21 protein-coding genes and 2 rRNA genes are annotated in these 19,339 nt (G+C 37.7%); 14 read left to right on the top strand and 9 right to left on the bottom strand.

What is annotated here, in order from left to right:
- Positions 1–252: 252 nt before the first annotated feature.
- From rrf (ESZ26_RS06085) to ESZ26_RS06070, 4 genes are all read left to right on the top strand, one after another.
- Positions 253–367: ribosomal RNA gene (gene rrf / locus ESZ26_RS06085) — 5S ribosomal RNA — on the top strand.
- A 115-nt stretch (positions 368–482) separates the two neighbouring features.
- Positions 483–597, top strand: a 5S ribosomal RNA gene (gene rrf, locus ESZ26_RS06080).
- Between the two features lie 945 nt (positions 598–1,542).
- Positions 1,543–2,502: an elongation factor P--(R)-beta-lysine ligase gene (gene epmA, locus ESZ26_RS06075; RefSeq protein ID WP_146798854.1), complete on the top strand. Its 960-nt coding sequence runs from the start codon at positions 1,543–1,545 to the stop codon at positions 2,500–2,502.
- 79 nt (positions 2,503–2,581) lie between these two features.
- Positions 2,582–2,965, top strand: a complete 384-nt coding sequence (locus ESZ26_RS06070) for a MerC domain-containing protein (protein WP_146798853.1) — start codon at positions 2,582–2,584, stop codon at positions 2,963–2,965.
- A 22-nt stretch (positions 2,966–2,987) separates the two neighbouring features.
- Here the strand turns inward: ESZ26_RS06070 and glnG are convergent, their stop codons facing one another.
- From glnG to glnA, 4 genes are all read right to left on the bottom strand, one after another.
- Positions 2,988–4,394 (bottom strand): nitrogen regulation protein NR(I), encoded by a 1,407-nt coding sequence (glnG, locus tag ESZ26_RS06065; RefSeq protein WP_146798852.1) that lies wholly within the window; start codon positions 4,392–4,394, stop codon positions 2,988–2,990.
- A complete protein-coding gene (glnL, locus tag ESZ26_RS06060; protein WP_146798851.1) occupies positions 4,384–5,478 on the bottom strand; it encodes a nitrogen regulation protein NR(II) in 1,095 nt (364 codons plus the stop codon). Before glnL ends, glnG begins: the two co-directional genes overlap by 11 nt.
- A 76-nt stretch (positions 5,479–5,554) precedes the next feature.
- Entirely contained in the window at positions 5,555–6,076 is a 522-nt protein-coding gene (locus ESZ26_RS06055) for a DUF4124 domain-containing protein (protein WP_146798850.1), read from the bottom strand.
- A 113-nt stretch (positions 6,077–6,189) separates the two neighbouring features.
- Entirely contained in the window at positions 6,190–7,596 is a 1,407-nt protein-coding gene (glnA, locus tag ESZ26_RS06050; protein WP_146798849.1) for a glutamate--ammonia ligase, read from the bottom strand.
- 342 nt (positions 7,597–7,938) lie between these two features.
- Here glnA and typA point away from each other — a divergent pair, with 342 nt between their 5' ends.
- The 3 genes from typA to ESZ26_RS06040 all read left to right on the top strand — a co-directional run bounded on the left by typA (position 7,939) and on the right by ESZ26_RS06040 (position 10,471).
- Positions 7,939–9,753, top strand: coding sequence for a translational GTPase TypA (gene typA / locus ESZ26_RS06045; protein ID WP_146798848.1), 1,815 nt, complete (start codon positions 7,939–7,941; stop codon positions 9,751–9,753).
- 312 nt (positions 9,754–10,065) lie between these two features.
- On the top strand, positions 10,066–10,242 hold the full coding sequence (locus ESZ26_RS19190; RefSeq protein WP_170246320.1) for a hypothetical protein: 177 nt from the start codon (positions 10,066–10,068) through the stop codon (positions 10,240–10,242).
- A gap of 49 nt (positions 10,243–10,291) precedes the next feature.
- Positions 10,292–10,471 carry a hypothetical protein gene (locus ESZ26_RS06040; protein ID WP_146798847.1) on the top strand — a complete coding sequence of 60 codons (180 nt, stop codon included), beginning with the start codon at positions 10,292–10,294 and terminating at the stop codon, positions 10,469–10,471.
- Positions 10,472–10,628: 157 nt separating this feature from the next.
- On the opposite strand, the gene ESZ26_RS06035 is transcribed toward ESZ26_RS06040, so the two are convergent.
- A complete protein-coding gene (locus ESZ26_RS06035) occupies positions 10,629–11,279 on the bottom strand; it encodes a DUF2959 domain-containing protein (RefSeq protein WP_146798846.1) in 651 nt (216 codons plus the stop codon).
- Positions 11,279–11,512 carry a hypothetical protein gene (locus tag ESZ26_RS06030; protein ID WP_146798845.1) on the bottom strand — a complete coding sequence of 78 codons (234 nt, stop codon included), beginning with the start codon at positions 11,510–11,512 and terminating at the stop codon, positions 11,279–11,281. Before ESZ26_RS06030 ends, ESZ26_RS06035 begins: the two co-directional genes overlap by 1 nt.
- A gap of 100 nt (positions 11,513–11,612) precedes the next feature.
- On the opposite strand from ESZ26_RS06030, the gene ESZ26_RS06025 reads away from it, so the two are divergent.
- The 3 genes from ESZ26_RS06025 to dtd all read left to right on the top strand — a co-directional run bounded on the left by ESZ26_RS06025 (position 11,613) and on the right by dtd (position 13,979).
- The gene (locus ESZ26_RS06025) at positions 11,613–12,479 is read left to right on the top strand and encodes a virulence factor BrkB family protein (protein ID WP_146798844.1); all 867 of its coding nucleotides are present in this window, start codon (positions 11,613–11,615) and stop codon (positions 12,477–12,479) included.
- A gap of 98 nt (positions 12,480–12,577) precedes the next feature.
- Positions 12,578–13,540 carry a prolyl aminopeptidase gene (gene pip, locus ESZ26_RS06020; protein WP_146798843.1) on the top strand — a complete coding sequence of 321 codons (963 nt, stop codon included), beginning with the start codon at positions 12,578–12,580 and terminating at the stop codon, positions 13,538–13,540.
- A 1-nt stretch (position 13,541) separates the two neighbouring features.
- Complete coding sequence (gene dtd / locus ESZ26_RS06015; protein ID WP_146798842.1) at positions 13,542–13,979, top strand: D-aminoacyl-tRNA deacylase; 438 nt, start codon at positions 13,542–13,544, stop codon at positions 13,977–13,979.
- A gap of 10 nt (positions 13,980–13,989) precedes the next feature.
- Here dtd and ESZ26_RS06010 read toward each other — a convergent pair whose 3' ends face one another.
- Complete coding sequence (locus tag ESZ26_RS06010; RefSeq protein WP_146798841.1) at positions 13,990–14,742, bottom strand: spermidine synthase; 753 nt, start codon at positions 14,740–14,742, stop codon at positions 13,990–13,992.
- Between the two features lie 50 nt (positions 14,743–14,792).
- Here ESZ26_RS06010 and ESZ26_RS06005 point away from each other — a divergent pair, with 50 nt between their 5' ends.
- Genes ESZ26_RS06005 through ESZ26_RS05990 form a run of 4 tightly spaced genes read left to right on the top strand, consistent with a single transcriptional unit; the run spans position 14,793 to position 17,349 of the window.
- Entirely contained in the window at positions 14,793–15,683 is an 891-nt protein-coding gene (locus tag ESZ26_RS06005) for a bifunctional GNAT family N-acetyltransferase/hotdog fold thioesterase (RefSeq protein WP_146798840.1), read from the top strand.
- A gap of 22 nt (positions 15,684–15,705) precedes the next feature.
- Positions 15,706–16,191 (top strand): nuclear transport factor 2 family protein, encoded by a 486-nt coding sequence (locus ESZ26_RS06000; protein ID WP_146798839.1) that lies wholly within the window; start codon positions 15,706–15,708, stop codon positions 16,189–16,191.
- Positions 16,192–16,208: 17 nt separating this feature from the next.
- Entirely contained in the window at positions 16,209–17,042 is an 834-nt protein-coding gene (locus tag ESZ26_RS05995) for an NAD(P)H-binding protein (RefSeq protein ID WP_146798838.1), read from the top strand.
- A gap of 1 nt (position 17,043) precedes the next feature.
- Positions 17,044–17,349 carry a hypothetical protein gene (locus ESZ26_RS05990; protein WP_146798837.1) on the top strand — a complete coding sequence of 102 codons (306 nt, stop codon included), beginning with the start codon at positions 17,044–17,046 and terminating at the stop codon, positions 17,347–17,349.
- 97 nt (positions 17,350–17,446) lie between these two features.
- Here the strand turns inward: ESZ26_RS05990 and ESZ26_RS05985 are convergent, their stop codons facing one another.
- Both ESZ26_RS05985 and ESZ26_RS05980 read right to left on the bottom strand, forming a co-directional pair.
- The gene (locus ESZ26_RS05985) at positions 17,447–18,394 is read right to left on the bottom strand and encodes an SPFH domain-containing protein (RefSeq protein ID WP_146798836.1); all 948 of its coding nucleotides are present in this window, start codon (positions 18,392–18,394) and stop codon (positions 17,447–17,449) included.
- Positions 18,394–19,311 carry an SPFH domain-containing protein gene (locus tag ESZ26_RS05980; RefSeq protein ID WP_070375014.1) on the bottom strand — a complete coding sequence of 306 codons (918 nt, stop codon included), beginning with the start codon at positions 19,309–19,311 and terminating at the stop codon, positions 18,394–18,396. The genes ESZ26_RS05985 and ESZ26_RS05980 overlap by 1 nt, the downstream gene beginning before the upstream one ends.
- Positions 19,312–19,339: the final 28 nt, after the last annotated feature.

The raw sequence follows: 19,339 nt of genomic DNA, 5'->3' as shown, positions 1-19,339 counted from the left end.
TGCGAGGTCTTGAGCTAACTGATACTAATTGCCCGTGAGGCTTAACCATACAACACCCAAGTAGTTTTACTACGAAGTGTTTGTAAAAGACTGACACATTGCTGAAAAGCAATATCACGCACAACGTGAATTGAATAAGAAAACGCTTTTGTTTATATCAACTTTCTAAGATTATTAAACGTGTAGTTTGTACATCGTTCATTGCCATCCATGGCATCACGATATAAGTACATCCTGTACGTAACCTTTTTGTCTAGCGACAATAGCACTGTGGTACCACCTGATCCCATTCCGAACTCAGAAGTGAAACGCAGTAGCGCCGATGGTAGTGTGGGAGTTCCCATGTGAGAGTAGGACATTGCTAGGCTTCTAATTAAGAGAAACCCGTAGCTGATGCTACGGGTTTTTTGTTCCAAGGTTCTAATTTACTTTATATTTTAAACAGTATAAATTAAATTATATCTTTGATATTACAAGTTTTGTCTAGCGACAATAGCACTGTGGCACCACCTGATCCCATTCCGAACTCAGAAGTGAAACGCAGTAGCGCCGATGGTAGTGTGGGAGTTCCCATGTGAGAGTAGGACATTGCTAGGCGCCTAATTAAGAGAAACCCGTAGCTGATGCTACGGGTTTTTTGCTTTCTGGCGTTTAAAAAGACAACATCTGTAACGAAAGATAAGTAGCGTCGATGGTAGTGTGACTTATGTTCGACATGCCCATGTGAGTGTAGGACATTCTCCGCTTCTAATTAGAGAAACCCGTAGCTGATGCTACGGGTTTTTTGCTTTCTGGCGTTTAAAAAGACAACATCTGTAACGAAAGATAAGTAGCGTCGATGGTAGTGTGACTTATGTTCGACATGCCCATGTGAGCGTAGGACATTCTCTGCTTCTAATTAGGTCGCTCTTTGCCATCCTTGGCAACGCGACATTAGTATATCCCTACACGTCAAAAACCCGTAGCTGATGCTACGGGTTTTTTGCTTTCTGGTGTTTATAAAAACACAGCATTTACACTTATTATGCAACTACAGAGCCGTAGCGCCGATGGTAGTGTGACTTATGTTCGACATGCCCATGTGAGCGTAGGACATGCTCCGCTTCTAATTAGGTCGCTCTTTGCCATCCTTGGCAACGCGACATTAGTATATCCCTACACGTCAAAAACCCGTTACTAACGTAACGGGTTTTTTGCTTTCTGGCGTTTAAAAAACTGAGCATTTATACTCATTATGTAACTATAGAGTAGTAGCATCGATAGTGGTGTGACTTGTATTCAACATGCCCATCCGAGAGTAGATCATTAACATACCTATTAAATATAGGCATAGCAGATGTTGGCGGTTTGTTACTCGCAGACAATAAACAAAGATGATTGTACATAGCTAAAAAATATACGATAGCGTTGCAGAGTTATTCCCATCCTTTTCAAAATATAGCTTTAGATAATTATTATAGTCACTAGCCTACTTCTCAGATGATCATTTTTTCGTATATACTCTATAGAATTATAATTTTTTATTCTAAGTAGTGTACGTAAATGAAGTGGCAAGTAGCTAAGTCTAGAGGAAATGTTATTAATGAGATCAGATATTTTTTTAAAAATAAAAATGTTATTGAAGTTGAAACACCATCACTCTCTATGGGAACAGTAACAGACCCTTATCTTGAGGCCTTTAGCACCCAATATAATTATTTAGATAACAGCGATATAAACCAATCTCAACAGCTATATTTACAAACGTCACCTGAGTTTCATATGAAACGACTACTTGCCTCAGGTTATGGCTGTATTTTTCAAATCTGTAAAGCATTTCGTCATGAGGATTCAGGCCGTTATCACAATCCAGAATTCACCTTATTAGAGTGGTACCGTATAGGTTTTGATCAACATGATTTAATTGCAGAAGTAGATCAACTATTATCTACGGTAGTAAAATCGCCAAAATCTGAAAAGATATCCTATCAAGATTTATTTATTAAATATGTCAGTATAGATCCGTTAACGGCAAGTTTTAATCAATTATACGAGGCGATCGAGTTACACGGTAAAGCGGCAGATTGGTTGTATGAGTCTAACGATTGTGATTTGTTACTACAGTTTATTTTTTCAGAAATAATAGAACAGAATATTGGTATATCTTGTCCATGTTTTGTTTATAACTTTCCAATTGCGCAAGCTTCCTTAGCTAAAGAATGTCCTGAAGATAACCGTGTTGCCCAAAGATTTGAATGCTACTTTAAGGGTGTTGAGTTAGCAAATGGCTTTAATGAGTTAACAGATGCTGATATTCAAATAACGAGATTTGAACAAGATAACAATAAACGTCAACAACTAGGACTTGTTACTAAAAATATAGATAAGAATTTTATTAAAGCCCTACAATCAGGTTTACCACAATGCGCAGGAGTAGCTTTAGGAATCGACCGCTTAATGATGATCGCGTTAGACAAAAGTGCTATTGAGGATGTAATTTCTTTTCCTATAGAACACGCTTAAAAGTTTTGTGATACTATATCAATTGTGATATTATCCACTTTTAACAGTCATTATTAACTAATTCTAAGGGGAGTATAAAGTGCTTGATCGTATTGGAATAACCGCAACATCACTTTGTGCGCTTCATTGTATCTTATTACCAGTACTGTTACCGGCACTGCCTTTGCTAGGGTTAAGCTTTTTGGCTGATCATGCATGGGAACATGTATTTTTACTAATGACCGCTGCACTAGGTTCTTTGGCTTTATTTTCGGGCTTTAAGAAATACCATAGAAAGTATTATCCTTTCTATCTGCTTTTTTTAGGTGTTGGTATTTACTGGATAAAGCATGATTTTTCTGAAGATATTCAGCCATACTTTATTGTGATTGGCGCCAGCTTGATTGTAGCTGCCCACATCATTAACTTGAAATTATGTAACAGTTGTAAACAGTGTATCAGTGAAACATGTGAAAGTAGCTAAACAGCTACCTTCACAGACGTCATTACATATTAAGCTCTTTTAATTTTCTTGTTAAAGTATTTCTTCCCCAACCTAATTTTTTAGCTGCTTCTTGCTTTCTTCCTTGTGTGTAATGAAGTGCACGTTCTAACAATATTTTCTCAAACTCTGGCAAAGCGGTATCAATAATATTGTTATTCCCTTTCGCTAATTGCTCATCAACCCATTCTTGTAAGGCAACTGGCCATGATGAAGCTTCTGCAGTAGGGCTTATTAATGATGTCTTCTCAGCAAGTTCACTCGGTAAATCATCTAATATAATTTCTTTACCACTTGCCATTACGGTTAAGTAACGACAGATATTTTCAAGCTGACGAACATTTCCTGGCCACGCACATTGCTGTAAGTAATTAAGAGTAGCTTTATGTAGGGTTTTTTGTTCAACCTCTAATTCTTTTGCCGCTAAATGTAAAAAGTGATTAATGAGCTGTTCAATATCTTCCTTGCGTTCACGTAAACTGGGTAACTGTATTCTAATGACATTTAAGCGATGAAATAGATCTTCGCGAAAATCGCCATTACTCACTTGAACTTCGAGGTTCTGATGCGTAGCTGCAATAATCCGTACATCAACTTGAATAGGTGAATGACCGCCGACACGATAAAACTGACCATCGGCGAGGACGCGTAACAAACGTGTTTGAATATCTAAAGGCATATCGCCAATTTCATCAAGAAATAAGGTGCCTTTATGCGCTTGTTCAAAACGACCTTGCCTTACTGCATTCGCGCCAGTAAAAGCGCCTTTTTCATGGCCAAATAATTCTGATTCAATTAAATCTTTTGGTATTGCGGCCATATTCAAAGGAATAAACGGGGCATTCGAACGTGGACTGTGCGTGTGAAGTGCATGCGCAACTAATTCTTTACCTGTCCCTGATTCGCCATTAATCAATACGCTGATACTTGAACGAGATAGTCGGCCAATTGCTCGAAATACTTCTTGCATAGCAGGAGCTGCACCAATGATTCCAACGGGATCAGGTGCTGCTATAGAATGCTTACGTTTAGCACTTTGTTCACGAGCATGTGTCAAAGCACGTCTTGTCAGAGAAATTGCTTCATCAGTATCAAAAGGTTTAGGCAAGTATTCAAATGCTCCCCCTTGATAGGCATTTACCGCACTATCGAGATCAGAATGGGCTGTCATTATGATCACAGGAAGGTTTGGAAACTGCTCAGTAACACGACTAAGTAACGTCATACCGTCAATATTTGGCATCTTTATATCAGAAATTATTATTTCTGGTTGTTGATGCTCTAGAGCAATAAGCAAGTCTTCAGGTTTCTCAAAAGAGGCTACAGATATATTTGCTCCTGATAAGGCTTTTTCTAACACCCAGCGAATAGAGCTGTCATCGTCTACGATCCAAACTTGCTCAACATTCATTATTATTCTCTTCTTGTAAAGGCAGTAAAATTAAAAATTCGGTATGACCAGGTCGACTATAACAAGATAATTTTCCCTTGTGCTGTTGCACTAAGGTTTGTGAAATAGACAAACCTAAACCCGTACCATTGTCCCGTGCAGATACCATGGGATAGAATAAGGTGTCTTGAATCTTTTTTGGAATACCCGGTCCATTATCAATAATACTGATCTGAACACAGAGCTTTACGCGTCTTCCATTAATGGTTTTATTACTAGCAGCTCTTGTTTTGAGTGTTATCTTACAACCCTCATCAATAATTTGAACCGCGTTGTTAACGATATTCAAAACAGCTTGTTGTAACTTATCTTGGTCAAAACTTATTTCGGGAATAGAGGGGTCATAATCTCTGATAAATTTAATATTTTTAGGGTTATTAAAATTAATGAGTTTAAAAACTTTTTCTAAAACAATATGAATATTTTGTTTTGCCATCTGAGGTAATTGATTAGGACCTAAAAGCTTGTCGACTAAATTCGTTAAGCGGTCGGCTTGTTCAATAATCATTTCAGTATATTCTTGTTGCTCTTGCGTTAATTCTTTACTTAATAATTGTGCAGCGCCACGGAGACCGCCCAACGGATTCTTAATTTCATGGGCAAGCCCACGTATTAAATCTCGTGACGACTCCCATTGCTGGTGCTGAAATGCTTCGATACTCATTTGTTTTTGTTGATCAATTTGTTTGAATTCTAAAATAATATGTGGCTGTTTACTGAATTCAACTGACGAAGCTGTTATTTCCACGGTAATACGACTGTGATCAAAAAATTCAATGGTGACATCACTATCACTAAATTCTTGTCCTGAAGTAAGCAATTGTTCTAAACGCTCTTTTTTTATTGGAGAATTATAAAAGACTGTCGTGATTGGTAAATCATAGAGTTTGTTAAAGCTTTTAACTAATAGCGCTTCAGCTGCAGGATTAACATATTTTATCGTTAATTGACTATCTAGCACCACAAGTGCTGTAACCATTTGATTTGGTAGCTTTTGTTGGTAACTAAGTTTTAATTGTCGATCTCTGTTGCTGATACTGGACATACAAACCTTTTGCACTTATTTAGTGCGAAAAAATATTAATGTAGTTACATTTGGTGCACGTTGCACTGAATGTTACTTAATTCGCGTTATTAACCGATGCTCTATGCATATAAAAGGTTATAGGCTTTGATGATGCAATTATCTTGCCTTTTTCATTAAGTAATTGCATTTTTATGACATGCTCGCCGCGATCTATATTTCGTAGCACAAACATTGAGTGGGATTGAGGGGATTGATGAGGTATGCCATCTAAAAAAAGCTGAATAGTTAAGCCTTGTTTAAAGATAGGTTTGATACTTCCTGCTATATAAACTGAGCCAGTATTGTCTCTAATTGTGGCGTTGGGTTTAGGCTGGTTTATTTCAACTTGGTAATCGTCCTTGATAACTTTTGGCGTTAAATCTAACATTGAGGTATCAACAGACGATGCAGTGTTGGGTTCTCTGATTTCAACTTCTTCTGCACCAGGTTTAGGGCTGTCAGAAAAAACTAAGATGCCATCATCACTTCTCCAAACATATATTTTGGTTGACGTCGCAAAGACATTACAGCTCAGTAATGTGATGATGAAAGTTAATAACAATAAAGAATAACGCAAAAAAGTTAACTCAATTTAGAATGCCTACCTTAAACTTATATAATTAATCATCTATTTGCCACAAAAAAGCTCACCGGAGTGAGCTTTTTTTTTATTTAATCATTTAGTCGATGTTATACGCTGTAATATAATTCAAACTCTAATGGATGAGTTGTCATGTTTACGCGTTGTGATTCAGCACGTTTAATAGCAATGTATGCATCAATCATATCTTTATCCATAACACCACCAGCGATTAAGAACTCATAATCAGCTTCTAAGCTTTGTAAAGCATCTTCAAGCGATGTTGCTACTTGTGGAATAGCTGCCGCTTCTTCTGCTGGTAAATCGTATAAATCTTTATCCATCGCATCACCAGGATGAATTTTGTTTTTAATACCATCAAGACCAGCCATTAATAAAGCAGTAAAAGCTAAATATGGGTTTGCTGCTGGATCAGGGAAGCGAGCTTCAATACGCATTGCTTTTGGTGATGGAACAATCGGTATACGAATTGATGCAGAGCGGTTACGTGCAGAATATGCTAGCATTACCGGCGCTTCAAAATGTGGAACTAAACGTTTGTAAGAGTTAGTTGCTGGGTTAGTAAAAGCATTCAATGCTTTAGCATGCTTAATAATACCGCCAATATAATAAAGCGCCATTTCAGATAAGCCACCGTATTTATCACCAGCGAATAAGTTAACACCGTCTTTGGCAAGCGATTGATGAACATGCATACCAGAGCCGTTATCGCCAACTAATGGCTTAGGCATGAAGGTCGCTGTTTTACCGTAAGCGTGAGCAACGTTATGTACTACATACTTATAAATTTGAACTTCATCAGCTTTTTTAACTAAGGTATTGAAGCGACATGCAATTTCGTTTTGACCAGCAGTTGCTACTTCATGGTGATGCGCTTCAACAACTAAGCCCATTTCTTCCATAACTAAACACATGGCTGAACGAATATCTTGTGATGAATCTACCGGAGACGTTGGGAAGTAACCGCCTTTAACACCTGGACGGTGACCCATATTGCCTTCTTCGTATTCAGTACCTGAATTCCAAGCGGCTTCTTTATCATCAATCTTGTAGAAAGAACCACTCATATCAGTACTAAAGCGTACATCATCAAATAAGAAGAACTCTGGCTCAGGGCCAATTAATACAGTATCAGCGATACCTGTGCTACGTAAGTACTCTTCAGCGCGTTTAGCAACTGAACGAGGATCACGGCTGTAACCTTGCATTGTACTTGGTTCTAAAATATCACAACGAATATTTAATGTTACTGCATCTGTAAAAGGGTCTAATACAGCTGAATCTGCATCAGGCATCATTACCATGTCAGATTCATTAATGCCTTTCCAGCCTTCAATAGAAGAACCATCGAACATTTTACCGTCTTCAAAAAAGTCTTCATTTACTTGGTGATGAGGAATTGAAACGTGTTGCTCTTTACCTTTTGAATCAGTAAAACGTAGGTCAACAAATTTAACGTCGTTGTCTTTGATTAAATCTAATACGGCTTGTGACATGTAAAGTCTCCAGTGTCATTAAAATAAAATACGTTTGCATTTCGCATGAAGGGCATAAAGCGAAATTCATGCCAATAGATAAAACCTTTATATATAAGGTGTTAACTTATCTACCAACGGTCCTTTGCACTATTTTTGTGCACCCACCGCTTCAAGTTGGTGCGTTTGCTGGTTGTTGGTGCTTAAGAGTATAACAGGGCATTACCATTCATGTATGGAGAATTTAATAAGTGCTGAAATATTTGTTGCTGTCTTTGTTGACTTGGTTGCTGTATAATTCGCGCCCAATTATAGCCCTATATTCTTTTGATGAAAAAGTCTTGCAAGAAGTGAGTAAAACCCGTGTTAGATAAATTACGTAATGTTGCCATCATAGCCCACGTTGATCATGGTAAAACAACTTTGGTTGATAAATTGTTAGAACAATCAGGTACCCTTGATGCCCGCGGCGGTCTTGAAGAGCGCACGATGGATTCGAATGATATCGAAAAAGAACGTGGTATCACAATCTTAGCTAAAAATACGGCTATTAACTGGAACGGTTACCGTGTAAACATAGTAGATACTCCTGGCCATGCTGATTTTGGTGGTGAAGTTGAGCGTGTTATGTCAATGGTAGATTCGGTTTTACTTATTGTTGATGCACAAGAAGGCCCTATGCCACAAACGCGTTTCGTAACGAAAAAAGCGTTTGCTCAAGGTTTAAAGCCAATTCTAGTTATCAATAAAGTTGATAAGCCTGGCTCTCGCCCTGATTGGGTTATGGACCAAGTTTTTGAATTGTTTGACAACCTTGGCGCTACTGATGAACAGCTTGACTTTAAAGTTGTTTACGCTTCAGCAATCAATGGTTGGGCTTCGCTTGAAGAAGGCGTAACCGGCACAGACATGACACCTTTATTTGATACTATTCTTAAAGAAGTGCCAGCACCAACAGCGGATCCAGATGGTCCATTCCAAATGCAAATATCTCAACTTGATTATAGTTCTTATTTGGGCGTAATTGGCGTTGGCCGTATTACTCGTGGTTCTGTTAAACCAAACCAACAAGTGACGATTAAATTAGCAACTGGCAAGGTTCATAACGCTAAAGTTGGTAAAGTATTTGGTTACTTAGGTCTAGAGAGACTTGATATCGAAGAAGGTTTTGCTGGCGATATTATTGCCATTACTGGTTTAGGCGAGTTAAAAATATCAGATACAGTTTGTTGTCCTACCGAAGTTGAAGGCTTACCGGCGTTATCTGTTGATGAACCTACTATCAATATGACTTTCCAAGTAAACACTTCACCATTTTGTGGTAAAGAAGGTAAGTATGTTACATCACGTAACATCAAAGACCGTTTAGACAAAGAATTAATTCACAACGTTGCTTTACGTGTTGAGCAACTTCCTGATGCTGACAAATTTAAAGTTTCAGGTCGTGGTGAGCTTCACTTAGGCATTTTAATTGAAAACATGCGCCGCGAAGGTTTTGAGTTAGCGGTATCACGTCCTGAAGTTATTATTCGTGAAATTGACGGCGAAATACAAGAACCTTATGAAAATGTAACCATTGATGTTGAAGAACAACATCAAGGGCCTATCATGGAAAGAATGGGTGTTCGTAAAGCTGAATTAACAGATATGGCACCTGATGGAACAGGTCGTATTCGTATGGATTTCATCATGCCAAGTCGTGGTTTGATTGGTTTCCAAACTGAATTCATGACATTAACATCAGGTTCTGGTTTAATTTATCATACATTTTTTGAATACGGACCTCACAAAGGTGGCGATATTGGCCAACGTAAAAATGGTGTAATGATCGGTAATGCAACAGGTAAAGCATTAACGAATGCAATCTTTAACTTACAATCACGTGGTCGTATGTTGATCGGACACGGTGTTGATATCTACGAAGGTCAAGTTATTGGTATTCATAGCCGTGACAATGACTTAACAGTAAATGCTCTTAAAGGTAAGCAGTTAACTAACGTTCGTTCATCAGGTACTGATGAAGCACAAACGTTAACGCCGCCTATCGTTATGTCACTTGAGCAAGCACTTGAGTTTATTGATAACGATGAGTTAGTCGAAGTAACACCGCTAAGCATTCGTATTCGTAAAAAGCTTTTAAAAGAGAATGAACGTAAGCGTGATACTCGTCCTAAATAAGCTTCTTATTTAGTCTCTTGATAAAAACCAGCTGCGGCTGGTTTTTTTGTCAGTCCATTTTAGTAAGCCTAAACGTCATACAGTGTAAGACATGTCTTAAAAACACATAGGAAGTTAGATGATAAACAACAACTAAAATTGATGATGATTATTTAATTTGTTGTTTTTAATGAATATTAGTCCAGTAAGTCATTAATATAAAAATATAGAGTTGACGCTATTAACTACAACTCACTGGTGAATGTTAGTTTTACTGATACGATTAGTTTACTCGTTGAATTTTAAAGTATCAGTGCAGGGAGCAAACTTAGCATGGAGCAGACAAAATTAAATCGTTTAAATGATCTATTTGAAAAGGCTGTTGCCGATAAAGCTAACATTATAGAGCGCAGAGAGTTAAAGGTTCTTTATCAAGAGTATATTGATGATGGCAGAGAAATAAGTTTGCCAATGCAAGAGTCTACTTACTATCAACATGCCACAGCTTGATAACAAAGAAGTATTTTTATAGAATATTACTCAGAAAAGGAATTTCGAAATGTCTCCAGAACAACTCAAAGTGTTACAACGATTAAGTCAACTTTTTGAACAAGGCACTGCGGGTCCAAGTCAAATAAGAGAGCTTTCGAGCTTACTTTCTGCTATTAATCAAAATCAAAGTGATTTGTTTGCCAATACTCCTTTGGCACACGCCAGATCGAGCAACGACACTTTATAATTTATAATCAGATAAGATCTCATCAATCAATAGCAAGTGCGACGCACTAATAGATAAGATTGATGGCAGCTCATCGAAAGTAAATAAGCAACCATCCTTCATTCATCATTCATTTTTTGATATTAAACAGGCTACTAATAAAGCAGCTGGCTCTATCTTAAGGGTTTTTAAGTGATTTTATGAATGTTTGTGATTTGTTAATTGAACTGTTCATTTCGTTAATCAAGCGCTCCACATCTTGTTCAATTAATTTATATTCTGTTTTTAGCTCACCAATCGCTCGTGCATTAAGATTATGTTTTAAATAAAGCATATTATCTTTTAGTGCATCAAGAATGGGTTGCATTCTTTTTTCCGCATTACGCATTGATTCAATTACTGAAGTATAACGATTTTGGGTTTCGTTATAACGTGATTGGCTTTGTCGTTTTAGAGATTGGTTAGTAAATTGTTCTAATTCACTATGCCATTCATTAAACAAAGCTTCAGCGACAGCTTCGATAGAATCAATACGAGCAGTTACATCCTCTGCAGCAACCTTACTGGTATGATAATGGTCATTACTTATTTCATATTGTTGTTGTAGCTCACCGCCATCAAAATTTACTAATGCAGAAAACTGCTCTAAAGCATTTTTAAACTCTTCTTTTGCTGCTTCTTGTGAGTCTGTAGCACTTTCAACACGATCAATTAATATATCACGTTTATGTTTACCAACTTTTTCCATCGCCGAATAGTAGGCGGATTGACAGCCTACTATTGACAGTAAAAGGAAAAATAATGATACCTTTACTGAGATCTTGTTCATTAGTTTCCACCTTTATAGCGAGCAGCATCAATGATTGCCCATAGATGAAAAACAAGACCAGGAATGGCCATAAAGAATAATATTCCTGTTGCTGCTAATGTATAGTTAACCCAGGTTAACAGAAAAAACAGGATTGCTGCGAGGATTCGCCCTTGAACTAATTGACCTAAGCCTGCAATAAAAAAACTACATATTGCCGCTAAAACATTACCACCTGAACCTTGATTAGACATCATCACTCCTAAGTTAAATTTTATTACTATTATTATCACTATCACTTGCTTAGCAATTATCATAATATATTGTGCACCATAAGATAATAACTAATTTGCAATGAACTGGATCAAAACAATTAAAAACAACCAGCAAAGTCAGACTATTTGGCATTTTTGTTTGTTTTTTCTAAATAGAATATCAAAAGAGCAAGTACATATTACGGCAGGCTACTTATCTTATGTAACCTTGATGTCATTGGTGCCTTTGATTGTAGTCATGTTGTCAGTTATGACCGCTTTTCCTATCTTTACTGATATTAAAGAACTGATTGAAAATTTTGTTTATGAAAATTTTATGCCTGCTGCTGGAGATGTGGTTAAAGAGCATATTACCGGTTTTGTCACGAATGCTTCAGAAATGTCAGCTATTGCGATTAGTTTTTTATTCTTATTTGCTTTGTTATTAATTTCTGCCATCGATACTAGCTTAAATAAAATTTGGCGAGTAACAACTAAAAGACGCATTGTTACCGCCTTTTCTATGTATTGGATGGTCCTTACGCTCGGACCTGTTTTAATGGGGAGTAGTATCGCAGCAACTTCATATATTGTTTCCTTAATATCGATAGGAAATTATGATATTTTTGGCCTTACCAATGTTGCTTTAAGAGCTTTGCCTATTATTGCTTCAATCGGCGCATTTCTTATTTTATATATGGTTGTGCCCAATAAAGTGGTGCCGATTAAACACGCCTTGTTTGGTGCAACATTAGCAGCACTATTATTTGAATTGGCAAAGAAAGGCTTTGCTTTTTATATTACACAATTACCTTCTTATGAAGCTATTTACGGTGCTTTAGCGGGTATTCCTATTCTCTTTTTATGGGTTTACTTATCTTGGCTGGTGGTTCTTTTTGGCGCTTTATTTACAGTTACTTTAGAAAATTTCAAACCAGAAGATTACCTAGAAGAACACTCAGTATAACTGTCAAAAAGTTAATTTATTTACGCTTAACTGACACTGACAGTTTTAATATTTTGCGCCATAATAATAGTTATGGCCTGAATGAACAGAGTAAGTATATGTCACGATCTTTATATCCAAAAATAGCCACATATTCAGAAGAGATGTTACCTGTTGGTGAGCTGCATCAAATATATCTTGAGCAGTCGGGTAACCCAACAGGAATACCCGTGCTATATCTTCATGGTGGTCCTGGTAGTGGTTCAAGCGAGAATCATCGGCGTTATTTTGATCCTGAACTGTATCGTATTATTTTATTTGATCAGCGAGGTTGTGGGCGCTCAAAGCCCTCACCGTCGATAGTAGATAATACCACCGCTCATTTAATTGGCGATATCGAAGTTATTCGTCAACACCTAGATATTGAACAATGGCTAGTTTGTGGTGGCTCATGGGGAACAACTTTAGCCCTGACTTATGGCGTAGCACATTCAGATAAGGTGTTAGCTTTTATCTTACGCGGTATATTTCTCGCCACTCGATCTGAATACCAATGGCTTTACACTCAGACGGGTGCAAAAAACTTTTTCCCAGAGTACTATCAAGAATTTGTTGAACACTTACCAGCAGAGCTACAATATTCGCCACTGTCAGGTTATCACCAAGTACTCAATTCAAATAATGAAGTCGCGGTAATTTCGGCCAGTAAAGCTTGGGCATTATGGGAATTAAGGTTATCAACCCTCGAGCATCACCATATAGGTATGGCGCACATAGATGACGCCCACCAAGCTTTATGTATGGCAAAAGTATCAAGTCATTATTTTACTCAACATTGTTTTATCAACGAGAACTATATTTTAGAAAATATTGATAAACTTACCGCGATCCCTGCGATTATTCTGCATGGTCGTTACGACATGGTTTGCCAGCTTGATAACGCTTTTTCACTGACTAAATTTTGGGATAATGCACAATTACAAATTTTGCCCTGTGCAGGACATAGTGGTTTTGAGCGACAAACTATTGATGCATTTTGTCGAGCGAGCGATACTATGGCAAATTTTCTAGCTGAGCAATAAAATGATCGCAGTTATTCAAAGAGTTTCACAAGCAAGCGTTACGGTTAATCATCATGTGATAGGGAAAATTGATCGAGGGATTTTAGTTTTACTCGCCATTGAGCCCGATGATAACGAAACTAAAGCGAAACGATTAGCGCAGCGGATTGCCGGTTATCGTATCTTTGAAGACGATGCAGGAAAAATGAACTTAAATGTTAGCGATATTGACGGAGAAATTTTAGTTGTTTCACAATTTACCTTAGCCGCTGATACGCGTTCTGGAATGCGTCCCAGCTTTACTTCCGCAGCCAAGTCAGAAATCAGCATCCCCTTGTATAATTATTTCTGTTTACAATTGCGTGGGCATGGTTTTGCCGTGCCTACCGGCGAATTTGGTGCTGATATGAAAGTGGCACTAGTGAATGATGGCCCGGTTACTTTTACACTCACTTGTTAAACCGAGTCAACTAGTGCATGCCATGTCGCCAATATTTACGCCAGCGCTTAAATATTCTGGCTGGTAGCGCGGTGTTAGCGATTAAGCTCTCTTCAGGTTGAACTAGCATATCGCAGGGCAGTAAATGAATAATAACATTTAAGTAATGAGGTATATGAAAGTACACCAACTGTTTAGTTGGAGCGAGTACTTTTAGTTCGGCGAGAAAATAGTTAATTTCTTCGTTTGATGGGCTTGGCAAGTTAAGTGATAAAACGGCTTGCTCACCCACTTTTTTCAATATATTTTTGGTTAGAATTAAAGAATCATTAATAGATTGATTCTTATGATAAATATCACAAATAAACCAATCAGGTTTCATTTTTTTATGGTGATGAAGCCAATCTAGCGCCGAACAATGATGTAAATTAACCTTTGTTGCTTGGGGATTAAAAAATTGTTCGAAACATTCAATAACTTCTTGTGAGTACTCAACGGTGTCTAGGGTTAAATCAGGTAAATAATGTAATAAAAATCGTGCTAAATTACCGCCACCTAAGCCAAATTCAACTACCTTTTTAGGGCGAAAAAAAAGTAAAGGTGATAATAAGCTGATTTGATGAGGAAATGTGAGCTGTGAAGGGGTGCGCTTTAACATCATACTTTGCACGACATTATCGAAAGCTAGCCATCGATAATGCTGATTTTCACTGACTGAAATAGAGTCATCATTTTGCGTGTAGTAACTTAATTGACCCTGTTGGATATTTTTAACTAATTTCATAATAGCGTATACGAACGAATCTTTTTAATTATTATAGGTAAGCATAGCGAATGTTTGAGTGTCGAGCACCCATAAGCCAGCAAGAATTTGACCAATACTACCACTTACGGTGGACAATATTGCGTAAACCACTACAACAAGAGCAAGGTAGTGAAAGAGATGACTTGGAAACGCAAGCGGTTCATCGCGCTATTTTTGATAATAAAGGTAATATTATTGCTGTGGCTCGCCTTCACTTTTGTAGCATGTTCGAAGGGCAGATCCGTTATATGGCGGTTGCTGATGATTTTCAGGGCAAAGGGTTAGGGCAACAATTAGTACTTGCCCTTGAGCAGTTTGCGAGCAGCCTAGGTGTGAATAAGCTTTCTTTAAAAGCGCGAGAACAAGCGATTAGCTTTTATCAAAAATTATCCTATAAAAATATGGGTTTTTCGCACTTATTATTTAATGAAATTAAGCATTTCAAGATGGAAAAAACGCTTGTAAGAGCTGTTTTACCTCATGATAAACTCTCAACAGCACTGCAAAACACTTGGCATAGCACTATACCAATGAGCAAAGCGATGAAGGTAACTGTTAGTTATTACGATCAACAAAACTTAGTCACGACTTGTGATGAGCTTTTTAATAAAAATTTACACAATACTATGTTTGCTGGCAGTATTTATACACTCTCGACGTTAACAGGATGGGGCTGGGTTTATTTGTTAATGGAACAAAAAAAGCTTACGGGTAATATAGTGTTAGCTGATGCCAAGATTAGATACCATAACCCGATAGCAGGGATAGCTTTTGCTAAAACAGGATTTTCGTTAAGTTCGGGTTGTATCGATGACTTATTGACCGATAAAAAAATAAAACTATCTGTTGAAGTTCAAGTGATGAGCGGTGAAAAAGTAGCCGCAACTTTTACTGGATTATATTTTGTTCTACCAAAATGAGCCAAACTTAGGATTTTATACCATGATAAAAATAATAATTTGCCTCATAGGCCTTTGTTTTTTTAACGTCAATTTATTTGCAAACAGCGACATAGATAAAGTGCTAGATACTTTTCATCAAGCTGCTGGCGATGCTGACCAAAAAGTCTATCTTGATTTACTTGACGAGCAAGCGGTATTTTTAGGCACTGATGGTCAAGAGCGCTGGACAAAAAAACAATTTACTGACTTTGTAATTCCTTACTTTAGTCAAGGGCAAGGTTGGCGCTATACACCTCGTCAAAGAAATATCACACTTATTGCATCAGCAAATAATAGTGAACAATTGGCATTCTTTGACGAGTTACTCGACAACAGCAACTATGGCGAATGTCGGGGGGCTGGTGTGCTTAAGTTGACGCCTGATGGTTGGAAAATATTACAGTATAATCTTTCTATACCTGTTCCCAATAGTATTTCAGCGGACGTTGTCAGTAAAATCAAAGAATATCATCAAAAGAATCGTTAATAAATTAAGGGAATACGATGGCAAAAAGTGTTGCAATTATAGGTTGTGGTTGGCTTGGCCACGCTTTAGCAAAGCAATTATTGAGAGAACAATATCGCGTCACCGTAACAGTACAAAGTGAAGAGAAAAAACAAAGATTAGCTGAAGAGCAAATAGATACAGAGCTTTTGATTTTACCTGTTGAAGATCCTAAATCAACGGTATTAACTGCTTTTTGTCACGATATGCTGATTATTTCTATAACACCACAGATCCGTCAAGGGCGAAGCGATTACCCTGAAAAAGTTGCCCAGCTAATTGAAATGGCTGAACTAGGCCGTGTAAAAAAGATCGTCTTGTTAAGCAGTACCGCTGTCTATAACGGTTTGTCAGGTTTAGTTGATGAACAATCAGTGCTAGATATTAACGCTGATAAAGTGGCTACTCTTACTCGCGCCGAAAAAGCAGCACAGGCTTTTTCAGGCGAAACAGTTATATTGCGCTTGGCCGGATTAGTTGGGCCTGAACGCCACCCAGGTCGATTTTTACAAGGAAGAAAATTACTTTCTGACCCTCAAGCCTTTATCAATCTAATCCATCAAGATGATGCGGTTGGTGTGTTAATGGAGATCATTAAAGATGAAAAAATCAGGGGTATTTATAACGCGGTAAGCGCTACGGAAACCTCTAAACAACATTATTATAATGCGGCGGCTGGTGCTTTAAATTTACCGTTGCCAGAGTTTTCGTTAGCAACATCAATGCGTTTTGGTAAACGTATTAGTGATGCCAAACTGCGTAATAGTTTTACCTATCAATTTACTCATGATGATTTAATTACTTGGTTATATAAATCGGTTGCAGGGTTATAAAATGTTTAAAGCTTGGTTAACCAACAAAGCAACCCAGTTGTTTTTTGTTTTATGGCTACATATTTCGTTGTTAAACTTATTTTTTGTTAATAAACGCGGCGTTGTTTTTTTGTGGCAACAAAATAGTGAACTTAACACCTTACTCACTCATTTTATTACCGCTTTAATTGCGACCCTTATTTATCTTGCGATAACTAAAATACGAATAGCTTTAGCAGAAAAAAAACTCACAGTTAGTCATAATGTTTTTGTGGTGGGTTCAGTGGTTATACTGGTGTTAATTGGCTTTATGTTGTTTGTAAGTTAACACCATAGCGCTGTTTTTCATCGAAGCCACGTAGCTAAAAGCGGGTTAACTACGTGCTTTATTTTTTCTTTGTTATAACGTTTTTCAAACGTAGCTGTTATTTAATACCTGATATAGCTAACCATTGCTTAAAATCAAGTAAGTTCGCGGGTAAAATGACTTTCCTATTTGCTTGGCTAAGACCTTGCATTTGCTGAAGATACTGCTCTGTTAATTGTAAATCAAGTGCTTGTTGTCCGCCCGGTTGTTCAATGGCAATCGCTATTTTAGTGATTGAATCACCAGTTGCCTGCGCAATAGCTATTATTTGCGCAGCTTTACCTTCTGCAGAATTTATACGACGTTGTTTTTCACCTTCTGAAATATTTATCATTTCAGTCATTAATCCTTCTGAGCGGTTAATTCGACTCGCTTTGTCTCCTAAGCTTTTTGCTAAAATTGCCCGACGTTCACGTTCAGCATTAACCTCTAATTCCATGGCATTTTTAACGGTATCAGGGGGCGTTATATTTTTTATTTCATAGCGATGGACACGTATTCCCCAACTTTCACCTGCTTTATCTAATACTTCTACGACTTTGGCGCTGATAACATCACGTTCTTCAAAGGTTCGGTCTAAGTCTAAGGTGCCAATAACAGAACGTGTAGTGGTTTGTGCTAACTGCATCGCGGCAAAGCGATAATCAGTGATACCGTAGCTTGCTTTTAAGGAGTCAATGACTTCGATGTAAATAACACCATCAACTTCAACATTGACTTCATCTTTTGAAAAACATTCTTGTGGTGGTACGTCGATTGTTTCTTCTTTTAAGTCCTGAATAAAAGCAACACGGTCAATAAATGGCAATAAAATATGAAAACCTGCTTCTAAGGTACAACGGTACTTGCCTAAACGTTCAACGACATAGGCAGACTTTGTTGGTACCAAGCAAATAGCTTGCACGAATTTGTAGGCTAAAAAGAGAAATATAGCGCCCCAAATAGCCAGTATCACGATATCAAGGTTACTGTCACCACCAATATTATTTATAGTTTGCTGGATCATTATTTTGCTCCTTGAACGGTTTGTGTCACTTTGTCCATGCCTTCGAAGAAGCCTTCTAACTTCGCCATTTCAGCGGGCATAATTGAGACATCTGCGGTTTTTAAAATTGACCCCGTTTGTTTGATGAATTGCTCAAGTAAGCGCATTTTTATCGCTTTATCGCCACCCGGAGTCATCGACGCTTTTGCTATCATGTTCATGCCCTCTGCGGTGGCTTGGGTTAGTATTTCAATTTCTTTTGCAAAACCATGTGCTTCATTAATTTGTCGTTGTTTATCACCCTCTGAAATATTAATTGCTTCTTGACGCTCACCTTCTGATAAGTTTATTGTCGATTCTTTGTCAGCTTCCGCTAAAGTAATTTCAGCACGTTTTTTTCGCTCGGCTTCCATTTGTTTTTCAAGGGTATGAATGACATTAGCAGAAGGGGTGATATTCCTAACTTCGTAACGCAACATTTTGATGCCCCAAGGATCTGATGCTTTGTCTATTTCACGGACAATCGTCTCGTTAAGGGTGTCTCGTTCTGAAAACGTTTGTCCAAGTTTTAACTTACCAATTTCACTACGCATAGTAGTTTGCGCTAAATTGACACAAGCGCGGCGGTAATCTTCTATACCATAGCTGGCTTTGGCACCGTCCATAACTTGAATATAAACTAAGCCGTCGACTTCAATTTGAATATTATCGCGAGATATACAGCTTTGCGATGGGATGTCTAACACTTGTTCTCTTGTTTCATGACGGTAAGCGACGCGGTCAATAAAAGGAATAAGAAAATGTAATCCAGGTTGCATTATTGCCCGGAATTTACCTAAACGTTCGATAATACAAACTTCTTTCATCGGCACAATAAGGACCAGTTTGACAACAATAAACAGTAATCCAAGAAAGACAAAGGTGAGTGTGGCTAGCATAGGTTGCTCCCATATTTTTTAGTTAGAA

Origin of the sequence: Colwellia hornerae (assembly GCF_007954355.1) — a bacterium.
Classification (GTDB): domain Bacteria; phylum Pseudomonadota; class Gammaproteobacteria; order Enterobacterales; family Alteromonadaceae; genus Colwellia_A; species Colwellia_A hornerae.
This window is presented reverse-complemented; position numbering and strand designations above follow the sequence as displayed.

What these genes read in the sequence shown, in the direction of transcription:
- glnA (WP_146798849.1), bottom strand. Translation starts at nt 7,596, where the DNA reads ATGTCACAAGCCGTATTAGATTTAATCAAAGACAACGACGTTAAATTT.
- glnG (WP_146798852.1), bottom strand. Translation starts at nt 4,394, where the DNA reads ATGAATGTTGAGCAAGTTTGGATCGTAGACGATGACAGCTCTATTCGC.
- glnL (WP_146798851.1), bottom strand. Translation starts at nt 5,478, where the DNA reads ATGTCCAGTATCAGCAACAGAGATCGACAATTAAAACTTAGTTACCAA.
- ESZ26_RS06035 (WP_146798846.1), bottom strand. Translation starts at nt 11,279, where the DNA reads ATGAACAAGATCTCAGTAAAGGTATCATTATTTTTCCTTTTACTGTCA.
- ESZ26_RS19190 (WP_170246320.1), top strand. Translation starts at nt 10,066, where the DNA reads ATGGAGCAGACAAAATTAAATCGTTTAAATGATCTATTTGAAAAGGCT.
- ESZ26_RS05980 (WP_070375014.1), bottom strand. Translation starts at nt 19,311, where the DNA reads ATGCTAGCCACACTCACCTTTGTCTTTCTTGGATTACTGTTTATTGTT.
- ESZ26_RS06010 (WP_146798841.1), bottom strand. Translation starts at nt 14,742, where the DNA reads ATGAAATTAGTTAAAAATATCCAACAGGGTCAATTAAGTTACTACACG.
- ESZ26_RS05990 (WP_146798837.1), top strand. Translation starts at nt 17,044, where the DNA reads ATGTTTAAAGCTTGGTTAACCAACAAAGCAACCCAGTTGTTTTTTGTT.
- ESZ26_RS06030 (WP_146798845.1), bottom strand. Translation starts at nt 11,512, where the DNA reads ATGTCTAATCAAGGTTCAGGTGGTAATGTTTTAGCGGCAATATGTAGT.
- ESZ26_RS06040 (WP_146798847.1), top strand. Translation starts at nt 10,292, where the DNA reads ATGTCTCCAGAACAACTCAAAGTGTTACAACGATTAAGTCAACTTTTT.
- ESZ26_RS05985 (WP_146798836.1), bottom strand. Translation starts at nt 18,394, where the DNA reads ATGATCCAGCAAACTATAAATAATATTGGTGGTGACAGTAACCTTGAT.
- epmA (WP_146798854.1), top strand. Translation starts at nt 1,543, where the DNA reads ATGAAGTGGCAAGTAGCTAAGTCTAGAGGAAATGTTATTAATGAGATC.
- pip (WP_146798843.1), top strand. Translation starts at nt 12,578, where the DNA reads ATGTCACGATCTTTATATCCAAAAATAGCCACATATTCAGAAGAGATG.
- ESZ26_RS05995 (WP_146798838.1), top strand. Translation starts at nt 16,209, where the DNA reads ATGGCAAAAAGTGTTGCAATTATAGGTTGTGGTTGGCTTGGCCACGCT.
- ESZ26_RS06025 (WP_146798844.1), top strand. Translation starts at nt 11,613, where the DNA reads ATGAACTGGATCAAAACAATTAAAAACAACCAGCAAAGTCAGACTATT.
- dtd (WP_146798842.1), top strand. Translation starts at nt 13,542, where the DNA reads ATGATCGCAGTTATTCAAAGAGTTTCACAAGCAAGCGTTACGGTTAAT.
- ESZ26_RS06000 (WP_146798839.1), top strand. Translation starts at nt 15,706, where the DNA reads ATGATAAAAATAATAATTTGCCTCATAGGCCTTTGTTTTTTTAACGTC.
- ESZ26_RS06005 (WP_146798840.1), top strand. Translation starts at nt 14,793, where the DNA reads ATGTTTGAGTGTCGAGCACCCATAAGCCAGCAAGAATTTGACCAATAC.